This window comes from Phenylobacterium sp. Root700 (genome assembly GCF_001429025.1).
Taxonomy (GTDB): domain Bacteria; phylum Pseudomonadota; class Alphaproteobacteria; order Caulobacterales; family Caulobacteraceae; genus Phenylobacterium.
The window spans coordinates 76,028-86,516 of sequence record NZ_LMHT01000009.1; the positions used below are offsets into that span (position 1 = coordinate 76,028).

Below are 10,489 nucleotides of genomic sequence, written 5' to 3' on the forward strand. Positions count from 1 at the left end.
CATTCCCCATTCCAGGGGCGACGTCATTTAAAGACGAAAGAACATCAATGGCTGACGATATGAGCCTGAACCCGACGCGCGACGACTTCTCCGCCCTGCTCGACGAGAGCATGGGCGGCCGTGACTTCATGGAAGGCACGGTTGTCAAAGGCATCGTCGTTGGGATCGAAAAAGACTTCGCGATCATCGACGTCGGTCTGAAGACCGAAGGCCGCGTGTCGGTGAAGGAATTCGGCGTTGACGACGACGGCAAGTCGCCGATCGTCATCGGCGCCACCGTCGAAGTGTTCCTGGAACGCGTCGAAAACGCCATGGGCGAAGCGGTCATCAGCCGCGACAAGGCTCGTCGCGAAGAAGCTTGGACGCGCCTCGAAGGCGTGTACGAGAAGAACGAGCCGGTCATGGGTTCGATCGTCGGTCGCGTCAAAGGCGGCTTCACCGTCGACCTCGGCGGCGCCTCGGCCTTCCTCCCGGGTTCGCAAGTCGACATCCGCCCCGTGCGCGACGTCGGCCCGCTCATGGGCAAGGAACAACCCTTCGCCATCCTCAAGATGGACCGTCCGCGCGGCAACATCGTCGTCTCGCGTCGCGCCATCCTGGAAGAAGCCCGCGCCGAACAGCGCACCGAGCTGGTCTCCCAGCTGCAAGAGGGCGAAGTCCGCGAAGGCGTGGTCAAGAACATCACCGACTACGGTGCGTTCGTGGACCTGGGCGGCATCGACGGCCTGCTGCACGTCACCGACATGAGCTGGAAGCGCGTCAACCACCCGAGCCAAGTGCTCGCGGTCGGCGACACGGTTAAGGTCCAGATCGTCAAGATCAACCCGGACACCCAGCGCATCAGCCTCGGCATGAAGCAACTGCAGTCCGATCCTTGGGACGGCGTGGAAGCGAAGTACCCGGTCGGCGCGAAGTTCACGGGCCGCATCACCAACATCACCGATTACGGCGCCTTCGTGGAGCTGGAAGCCGGTGTCGAAGGCCTGGTGCACGTCTCGGAAATGTCCTGGACCAAGAAGAACGTCCACCCCGGCAAGATCGTCTCGACCTCGCAAGAAGTCGACGTGGTCGTGCTGGACGTCGATCCGTCCAAGCGTCGCGTGTCGCTCGGCCTGAAGCAGGCCATGGCCAATCCGTGGGACGCCTTCGTGGCGGCTCATCCGATCGGCTCGACCGTCGAAGGCGAAGTCAAGAACGCGACCGAATTCGGTCTGTTCATCGGCCTCGACAACGACATCGACGGCATGGTGCACCTGTCGGATCTCGACTGGACCGTGTCGGGTGAAGAAGCCATCGCCAAGTACAACAAGGGCGACATGGTCAAGGCCCGCGTTCTCGACGTCGACGTCGAGAAGGAACGCATCTCGCTCGGCATCAAGCAACTCGCCGGCGACCCGATGCAGGGCGACACCTACCGTTCGAAGCAGACCGTCACCGTCACCGTCACCGAGATCACCTCGGGCGGTATCGAAGTGAAGTTCGGCGACGAAGAAGCCCCGATGACGGCCTTCATCCGCAAGTCCGACCTGTCGCGCGACCGTGGCGATCAGCGCCCCGAGCGCTTCGCCGTGGGCGACCGCGTCGACGCCCAGATCACCAGCATCGACAAGGCCGCGCGCCGCGTCGCTCTGTCGATCAAGGCTCTGGAAATGGCCGACGAGAAGGAAGCCATCGAGCAGTTCGGGTCTTCGGACTCGGGCGCCTCGCTGGGCGACATCCTCGGCGCGGCTCTTCGCGAGAAGAACGCCGGCAAGGACTAAGCTTCACGGCGGGTAATTTCGCCTAGAGCTGGCGGCGGATCGGGTAACCGGTCCGCCGTTTTCTTTTTCGCCACCGCCGCTATCGTGCCCGGCCCGCGTTCGGGTGGGACTTCCGAGGTGCTGCGCGTGTTTTATCGTCCCGTGATCGCCGGCGTGGTCGCCGCGCAGATCCTCGCGATCTCTCCGGCCCTGGCCGCTGACAAGATTTCCTACGCCGCGCCAGCCGCCTGGATCCAGGGCGCCGAGGTTCCGCAGGCGCCGCCCGAGGATGGGGCCGCGGCCGTCCAGCTGGTGCTGGACGACAACCAGACCCGCTTCGCGCCGGACGGGGATTCCTACTACAACCGCCGCATCTACAAGGTGACCAAGACCGAGGGCCTGCCAGGCTTCCAGTCGCGCAGCATCACCTGGGACCCGGCCTCCGAAACCGTCGTCTGGCATAGCCTGCGGATCCTTCGCGGCGGCAAGACCATCGACTTGCTGAAGGGTGGCAAGGACATGCTGGTCCTGCGCCGCGAGACCAGCCTGGAACGCGCCATGCTGGACGGACGGCTGACCGCCAACCGCCAGATCGAGGGGCTGCAGGTCGGCGACGCCGTCGACATGTCCTGGACCGTGACCCGCCGCGATCCGATCACCCAGGGGCGCTCCTTCGATTTCGAGCGGATGGCGTTTCCCGGGACCGCCGGCCGCTACCGGGTGCGGGTGTCCTGGCCCGAGGCCAGATCCCTGCGCTGGAAAGCGACCGAGGGGTTTGGCGAGCCGACCGTGACGACCAGGGACGGCTGGACGGTGCTGGAGCGCGACGTGTTGCAGGCCGTGGCTCCCAAGCCGCCGCAGGGTGCCCCGGCCCGCTTCCGGCGCCTGGGGGAGCTGGAGACCTCCAGCTACGCCAGCTGGGGCGACGTCTCGCAGATCATGGCCCCGCACTTCGCCCGCGCCGCGGTGCTGAAGCCCGGCTCGGCCGTGCGCCAGGAGGCCGCCAAGATCGCCGCGGCGTCGAAGGACCCCAAGGCGCGCGCCTTCGCGGCGTTGAAGCTGGTCGAGGACCAGACCCGCTATCTGTTCCTGGGCATGGGGGAGGGCGGCTACATCCCGGCCACCGCCGATGAGACCTGGGAGCGCCGGTTCGGCGACTGCAAGGCCAAGACCGTCCTGCTGACGGCCCTGCTCAAGGAGCTGGGGATCGAGAGCGAGGCGGCGCTGGTCTCGCTGGGCGGCGGCGACGGCATGGACGAGCGCCTGCCCTCGCTCTCGGCCTTCAACCACGTCCTGGTCCGGGCGGTGATCGACGGAAAGACCTATTGGCTGGACGGCACGCGGACCGGCGACCGGGGCGGGCTGGACGCGCTGAGGTCGCCGAACTGGCGCTGGGCGCTGCCGCTGCGCGATCAGGGCGCGGAACTTGAGCGGGTGATCGAACCGCCGCTCGACAACCCGCAAATGACCGCCGCGATCCGGCTGGACGCCTCCAAGGGGCTGGAGGTCGCCGCGCCGGCCAAGATCACCATGCGGATGCAGGGCGACGCCGCCAACGGCATGCGCCAGATGATCGCCCGCTCGGCCAAGCCCGACCTGGAGCGGGCCGTTCGCCAGACCTTTTCAACGACCTTCAGCTGGATCGACCTGAAGACCGTGACCTGGGAGGACGCCCCCGCCGAGGACGCGTTCTCGCTGGTGATCACCGGCGAGGCCGATGTCGACTGGCGCGAGAACCCCGATCTGGGCGTGCGGGAGTTCCGGCTGCCGGGTTCGGGCGCCGGCGGCGCGCAGGCCTTCCCGCGCCGGGAGCCCGGGCCCAACCGCGACGCGCCCTACGTCCTGGCCTATCCGATGTTCTCGCGCTCCAGCGTCGAGGTGGTGCTGCCGAGCGGCGGGCGCGGTTTCACGATCCGAGGTCCGAACGGCGTGCAGATGATCGGCGGCTACGAGTTGAAGCAGGTGTCGAAGGTCGAGGGCGGGGTCGCCCGTTTCTTCACCGACGTTCGCTCGGTGTCGCCCGAAATNGTGCGCGCCCCGAAATAGGGCCTGTTAGTCTCGTTGACACCGAACAGGGGTCAGGCGGGCCGAAAACCTGCCCCTGGGGAAGGGTGTATGGGCGATCAACCCTCTTTGCGCCTTGAACATCCTCCGGGACTCGACCATGGTCCCGCTCGCTCCCAGCGATTTTTGGGAGAGCGCCCGCTTGGCGCAGTGCTTGCTGCTAGTTGAACGCCTATGAGCCGTCTCCCCAACGGCTCGGGGACCCGGAAATAGGCATGATCAAGTCGGAACTTATCGCCCAACTGGCGGAGGAGAACCCGCATCTCACCCAACGCGACATCGAGCGCGTGGTTGGTGTCATTCTTGAGCGCATGATCCAAGCGCTGGAGACTGACGGCCGGGTTGAGCTGCGCGGCTTCGGCGCCCTATCGGTCCGTTCGCGCGATGCGCGCGCCGGCCGCAATCCGCGCACCGGCGAGGCGGTCGACGTCCGCGCCAAGCATGTGCCGTTCTTCAAAAGCGGCAAAGAGCTCCGCGAGCGGCTGAACGCCGACTAAGATCGTTTTTGCTTTCCAGTTGACCTGAGGGAACGGGCGGGTCGATCCTGCCTGATCTTCACTGATCAACGGTGGACCATGAGCATCTTCTCTGAATTCCGCGAATTCATCGCGCGCGGCAATGTCATCGACCTGGCGGTCGGTGTGATCATTGGCGCGTCGTTCAACAAGATCGTCGATAGTCTGGTCAACCAGATCATCATGCCGCCGATCGGGCTGCTGATGGGCGGCATGGACTTTTCCAAGCTTGAGTGGGTGCTGAGGGCCGATGATCCGGCCACGGCCAAGGTCAGTGAGCTGGTGGCCATCCAGTACGGGGCCTTCATCAACACCCTGATCCAGTTCCTGATCGTCGCCTGGGTGATCTTCATGCTGGTCAAGGGCGTGAACCGCATGCGCAGCCAGGCCCCGGAAGCGCCTCCCGCGCCCTCCGCGAGCGAAGCCCTGCTGGTCGAGATCCGCGACCTGCTGAAGGCCCGTTAGCCTAAAAGCCGGTAATCGGCTTGGCTTGGCGCGTGCAACGCCCTAATTCCCGGGCATGACGGCGCGCGCCAAGATCTGCGGACTCTCCACGCCCGAGGCGGTTCGCGCCGCCCTCGAGGGCGGGGCGAGTCATATCGGCTTCGTATTCTTCGCCAAGAGCCCGCGGGACATCGATCCGCAGGCGGCTGATCGCCTGGCCGCCCCGGCGCGGGCGGCCGGCGTCAAGATCGTCGCGGTGACGGTCGATCCCGACGACGTCCTGCTGGACCGGCTGGCCGCCACGCTGAAACCCGACTTCATTCAGCTGCATGGCAAGGAAACCCCGGCCCGCACGCGCCAGGCGGGGGTCCGCACGGGCGCTGGGATCATCAAGGCGCTGCCGGTGTCGGACGCCGCTGATCTCGACGCGGCCAAGGCCTATGAGACCGTCGTCGATCACCTGATGTTCGACGCCCGCCCGCCGAAGGATTCGGTTCTGCCGGGCGGCACCGGCTCTCGTTTCGACTGGACCCTGACCGCCGGACGGCGTTTCGAGCGTCCGTGGTTCCTGGCCGGGGGCCTGGATCCCTGGAACGTCGGCGAGGCCGTGCGGCTGTCGGGCGCGGGCCTGGTGGACGTTTCCTCTGGCGTGGAACGCGGTCCCGGACTAAAGGACCCGGCTCTGATCACGGCGTTTCTAGACGCTGTCCGCCGCGCTTGAAGTTGCAAAGCCCCGTGAACGCTCCAGCCAAACCCAACGATTACACCGCCTATCCCGACGCCGCAGGGCGATTTGGCGACTACGGCGGCCGCTACGTGCCCGAGACCCTGATGCCGCTGGTCCACGACCTGGACGCGGCCTACAGCGCCGCCAAGGCCGATCCGGCGTTCCAGGCCGAGCTGAACAGCTTCCTGACCCACTATGTCGGCCGTCCCAGCCCGCTCTATTACGCCGAGCGGCTGACCGAGCATTTCGGCGGCGCGAAGATCTATCTGAAGCGCGAAGAGCTGAATCACACCGGCTCGCACAAGATCAACAACTGCATGGGCCAGATCCTGCTGGCCCGCCGCATGGGCAAGACCCGGATCATCGCCGAGACCGGCGCGGGTCAGCACGGCGTGGCGACCGCCACGGTCTGCGCCCGCTTCGGCCTGCCCTGCGTGGTCTATATGGGCGCGGTGGACGTCGAGCGGCAAAAGCCCAACGTCTTCCGCATGAACCTGCTGGGCGCCCAGGTGGAGCCGGTGACCTCGGGGTCGGCGACCCTGAAGGACGCCATGAACGAGGCCCTGCGCGACTGGGTCACCAATGTTCACGACACCTATTATCTGATCGGCACCGCGGCGGGGATGCATCCCTATCCGGAGATGGTGCGCGATTTCCAATCGGTCATCGGCCAGGAAACCCGCCGTCAGGTAATGGAACTGGAAGGCCGACTGCCTGACGCCGTGGTGGCGTGCGTGGGCGGCGGCTCCAACGCCATCGGCCTGTTCCATCCGTTCCTCAACGACGAGGGTGTCAAGCTCATCGGCGTCGAAGCGGCGGGCGAGGGCATGGAGACGGGGCGTCACGCCGCGGCCATCAATGGCGGCCGTCCGGGCGTCCTGCATGGCAACATGACCTATCTGCTGCAGGACGATGAGGGCCAGATCACCGAGGCCCATTCGATCTCGGCCGGCCTCGATTATCCCGGTATCGGCCCGGAACATTCCTGGCTGCACGATGTCGGCCGGGCGACCTATCTGACCGCCACCGACACCGAATCGCTCGACGCCTTCAAGCTGTGCGCCGAACTGGAAGGCATCCTGCCGGCCATCGAGTCGGCCCATGCCCTGGCCCGCCTGCCGGACGTCGCCAAGGACGTCGGCAAGGGCGGGATCGTGGTGCTGAACCTGTCCGGCCGTGGCGACAAGGACGTGGCGACCGTCGCCGCGCATCTGGGACGCACGATTTGACCAAGGCTCGTATCGACGCGCGCTTCGCCGCCCTGAAATCCGAGGGCCGCGCGGCCTTCGTGGCCTATATCATGGCCGGCGACCCCGATTACGCCACCGGCTTGGAGATCCTCAAGGGCCTGCCGGCCGCCGGCGCTGACCTGATCGAGGTCGGCTTCCCGTTCTCCGATCCGATGGCCGAAGGCCCGCCGATCCAGCGCGCCGCCTTGCGGGCGCTTGAGAACGGCATGACGCTCTCCAAGACCCTGGCGATGATCGCCGAGTTCCGGAAGGGCGACCAGACGACGCCGGTCATTCTGATGGGCTACGCCAACCCGCTGGTGAACCGCGGCTTCGAAACCTTCGCCCATGACGCGGCCGCCGCCGGCGCCGACGGTCTGATCGTGGTGGATATCCCCCCCGAAGAGGCCGATCCGCTGGCCGACGCCTTGGACGCTGAACAACTCTCCCTGCTGCTGCTGTCGACGCCCACCAGCGACGACGCGCGGCTGAAGATCATCCTGCGCCGCACTTCCGGCTTCGCCTATTACGTCTCGGTCGCGGGTGTGACCGGCGTGAAGGAAGCCGACGCCGATGTCGTCGCCCCCCATGTCGCGCGGGTGCGCGCGGCGGGCGGCCTGCCGGTCGCGGTGGGCTTTGGCATCAAGACGCCGGAACGGGCGGCCGCCATCGCGCGGGTCGCCGACGGCGTCGTGGTCGGCTCGGCGCTGGTCGAAGAGATTGCGACAGGCTTGGCAATGAACGAATCTGTGACTGACCGGGTTCTTTCCAAAGTCGAATCCTTGGCTAAGGCTGTGCGCTCCGCGCGAGTCGAAAGCCTCACGGTGTAGAACCCCATGGCGATGGCTGAACAGCGAAACGACAAGACCGGCAAGGGACCCCAGGGTCCGAAGGAGCGGCGCGGCTGGCTGTCGCGCATTGCGCCCGGCGTGCGCAATCTCGTCACCAAACGCGAGACCCCCGAGAACCTCTGGGTGAAGTGCCCGGACACGGGCGAAATGATCTATCGCTCGGACCTGGAAGCCGCCCTCTGGGTGACGCCGTCCGGCAGCCATATGCGGATCGGCGCCGAACAGCGCCTGCGCTACACCTTCGACGACGGCCAGTACGAGAAGCTGCCCTTCCCGACCGGCGTGGTCGACGATCCGCTCAAGTTCCCTGACGACCGCTCCTACGGCGACCGGCTGAAAGCCGCCCGCAAGGCGACGGGCGCCCAGGATTCGATGACCAGCGGCTACGGAAAGATCCAGGACCTGCCGGTCGTGGTCACCGTGCAGGACTTCAGCTTCATGGGTGGTTCGCTCGGCATGGGCGCCGGCGAGGCCTTCATCAAGGCCGCGCAGGAAGCTGTGAAGCGCAACTGCCCCTATGTGATCTTCACCGCCTCGGGCGGCGCCCGCATGCAGGAGGGCACGCTCTCCCTGATGCAGATGGCCCGCACGACCCTGGCGCTGAACGAGGTCAAGGCCGCGGGCCTGCCCTACATCGTGGTGCTGACCGATCCGACCAGCGGCGGCGTCGCCGCCTCCTACGCCATGCTGGGCGACATCCATCTGGCCGAGCCGAACGCCATGGTCGCCTTTGCGGGCCGCCGGGTGATCGAGCAGACCATTCGCGAGGTCCTGCCTCCGGGTTTCCAACGCGCCGAATTCCTGGTCGAGCGCGGTCAGATCGACCGGGTGGTCCAGCGTTCGGAAATGCGCGACGTGCTCGGTTCGATCCTCAAGACCCTGATGATGGGACGCGATCGCTCGAAAGCCGCCTAAGGCCACATCTTGAACATTGCGAGGTCTGCGCTCCGGCTCAGACCTCTGCGACCTGGGCCCCGGCCTGCGCCGGGGCGACCAGAGGCGCACGAACCGACCGCGAGCCAGACGCCCATGTATGATCCGATCCGCGCCTCCGACGAGGTGATCCTGCGTCTGCGCGCCAACCACCCGTCGCTGATCGACCTGACCACGGGCCGGGTGGAGCGCCTGCTGGACGCCCTGGGCAATCCTGAGAAGCGGCTGCCGCCGGTGATCCACGTGGCCGGCACCAACGGCAAGGGTTCGACCGTCGCCTATCTGCGGGCCATCGCTGAGGCGGCGGGCCTGCGGGTTCACGCCATCACCTCGCCGCACCTGGTCCGCTTCGCCGAGCGTATCCGCCTGGCCGGAACCCTGATCACCGACGAGCAGCTATCGGTGCTGATCGACAAGGTCGAGGCGGCCAACGCCGGCCAGCCGATCAGCTTCTTCGAGATCACCACCGTGCTGGCGATCCAGGCGTTCGCCGAGACGCCGGCCGATCTTTGCATCGTCGAGGTCGGCCTGGGCGGCCGGTTCGACGCCACCAACATCTTCGCCGCACCGGCCGTCACCGTCATCACGCCGGTCGACTACGATCATCTGGAGATGCTCGGCCCCGAGCTTTCCAAGATCGCCTGGGAGAAGGCCGGGATCATCAAGCAGGGCCGCCCTGTCGTGATCGCCCGCCAGATCGAGGAGGGCGAGGCGGTGATCCTGGAGGAGGCGCAGAAGCTGTCGGCGCCCGCCACCCTGATGGGCCGCGATTTCGACGCCTGGGAGGAGCGCGGTCGTCTGCTCGTCCAGATGCCGGACCAGCTCTACGACCTGCCGGGCCCCAGCCTGTTCGGCGGCTATCAGTTCGCCAACGCTGGCCTGGCCGTGGCCGCGGCCCTGGCCCTGAATGATCCCCGCATTGATGAAGAGGCCCTGGCCAAGGGCGTTTCCAGCGCGGTCTGGCCGGCGCGGTTCCAACGCCTGACCGATGGCCCGATGGCCCGGCTGGCGGCCGAGCGCGGCGCTGACCTCTGGCTCGACGGCGGGCACAACCCCCATGCGGGCCGCGCCTTGGCCGAGGCCGCCGGGCGCCTCGTGGCGCGTGATCCGCGGCCCTTGGTGCTGGTCGCCGCCATGTTCGCCCGCAAGGACGCGCTGGGCTTCTTCCAGCCTTTCGGCGACCTGAAGCCGCAGGTCTTCACCACGACCTTCGATTCCCCGAACGCCGCGCCCGCTGATGAACTGACGACAGCGGCGACGCAGGCCGGGCTGGCGGCCGAGCAGGTTGCGAATGTCGAGGAAGGGCTGCGACGGGCGCTGGCGGCGCCGGGTCCCGCGCCGCACGTGCTGATCTGCGGGGGGCTGCACTTCGCGGGCGAGGTGCTGGCCATGAGCCCGGAGACCTGGCCGAGCTAGGTCACGGTGCTGAATGTCATCCCGGAAAGCGCGAAGCGCTTGTCCGGGACCCATTCGCGCGAGGCTCACCGGAAGAGGCGAGGCCTCGGATATCTTGAGCCATCAGGTGTTCATGGGCCCCGGACAGCCGCTGCGCGACTTCCGGGGTGACACCGTGGCTCGTTGCGAGGGCTGTTAGACCCCCGCCTCGTTCAGCCATTCCAGGATCTTCTGCTTGGGCATGGCGCCGACCTTCATCGAGGCCATCTGGCCGTCCTTGAACAGCATCATGGTGGGGATGCCGCGCACGCCGTAGCGCGAAGGGGTGGTCGGGCTGTCTTCGATGTTCAGCTTGGCCACGGTGACCTGATCGCTGAGTTCAGCGGCGATCTGCTCCAGGGCAGGGGCGATCTGCTTGCACGGGCCGCACCATTCAGCCCAAAAATCCACCAGCACGGGCTTGGAAGCCTGCAGAACGTCCTTGTCGAAGGACTCGTCGGTGACCGTCACGGTGCTCATGAAAAGCTCCTCATAGCGCGGCCTGGAAAACGCGTGGCCACGACTCTCAGTCCGCGATGTAAGCGGGCCGGCC

10 protein-coding genes are annotated in these 10,489 nt (G+C 66.8%); 9 read left to right on the forward strand and 1 reads right to left on the reverse strand.

Going from position 1 to position 10,489, the window contains the following annotated elements; genetic code table 11:
- Nucleotides 1-47: 47 nt before the first annotated feature.
- The 9 genes from rpsA to ASE02_RS04385 all read left to right on the forward strand — a co-directional run bounded on the left by rpsA (nt 48) and on the right by ASE02_RS04385 (nt 9,918).
- Nucleotides 48-1,760: a 30S ribosomal protein S1 gene (rpsA, locus tag ASE02_RS04345; RefSeq protein WP_056731513.1), complete on the forward strand. Its 1,713-nt coding sequence runs from the start codon at nt 48-50 to the stop codon at nt 1,758-1,760.
- 291 nt (nt 1,761-2,051) lie between these two features.
- A partial coding sequence (locus ASE02_RS23295) for a DUF3857 domain-containing transglutaminase family protein (protein WP_369818522.1) occupies nt 2,052-3,766 on the forward strand: 1,715 nt, incomplete at its 3' end.
- A gap of 252 nt (nt 3,767-4,018) precedes the next feature.
- Nucleotides 4,019-4,300, forward strand: coding sequence for an integration host factor subunit beta (locus tag ASE02_RS04355; RefSeq protein ID WP_056731515.1), 282 nt, complete (start codon nt 4,019-4,021; stop codon nt 4,298-4,300).
- Between the two features lie 78 nt (nt 4,301-4,378).
- Nucleotides 4,379-4,783, forward strand: a complete 405-nt coding sequence (gene mscL / locus ASE02_RS04360; protein WP_056731517.1) for a large-conductance mechanosensitive channel protein MscL — start codon at nt 4,379-4,381, stop codon at nt 4,781-4,783.
- Nucleotides 4,784-4,838: 55 nt separating this feature from the next.
- The gene (locus ASE02_RS04365; protein WP_056731519.1) at nt 4,839-5,483 is read left to right on the forward strand and encodes a phosphoribosylanthranilate isomerase; all 645 of its coding nucleotides are present in this window, start codon (nt 4,839-4,841) and stop codon (nt 5,481-5,483) included.
- Nucleotides 5,484-5,497: 14 nt separating this feature from the next.
- Nucleotides 5,498-6,718 carry a tryptophan synthase subunit beta gene (gene trpB / locus ASE02_RS04370; protein ID WP_162257134.1) on the forward strand — a complete coding sequence of 407 codons (1,221 nt, stop codon included), beginning with the start codon at nt 5,498-5,500 and terminating at the stop codon, nt 6,716-6,718.
- The gene (trpA, locus tag ASE02_RS04375) at nt 6,715-7,548 is read left to right on the forward strand and encodes a tryptophan synthase subunit alpha (protein ID WP_056731523.1); all 834 of its coding nucleotides are present in this window, start codon (nt 6,715-6,717) and stop codon (nt 7,546-7,548) included. The genes trpB and trpA overlap by 4 nt, the downstream gene beginning before the upstream one ends.
- Before the next feature lie 6 nt (nt 7,549-7,554).
- Complete coding sequence (accD, locus tag ASE02_RS04380) at nt 7,555-8,484, forward strand: acetyl-CoA carboxylase, carboxyltransferase subunit beta (protein ID WP_056731525.1); 930 nt, start codon at nt 7,555-7,557, stop codon at nt 8,482-8,484.
- A 114-nt stretch (nt 8,485-8,598) separates the two neighbouring features.
- Nucleotides 8,599-9,918, forward strand: coding sequence for a folylpolyglutamate synthase/dihydrofolate synthase family protein (locus tag ASE02_RS04385; protein ID WP_056731527.1), 1,320 nt, complete (start codon nt 8,599-8,601; stop codon nt 9,916-9,918).
- A gap of 174 nt (nt 9,919-10,092) precedes the next feature.
- Here the strand turns inward: ASE02_RS04385 and trxA are convergent, their stop codons facing one another.
- Nucleotides 10,093-10,416, reverse strand: a complete 324-nt coding sequence (trxA, locus tag ASE02_RS04390; RefSeq protein ID WP_056731529.1) for a thioredoxin — start codon at nt 10,414-10,416, stop codon at nt 10,093-10,095.
- Nucleotides 10,417-10,489: the final 73 nt, after the last annotated feature.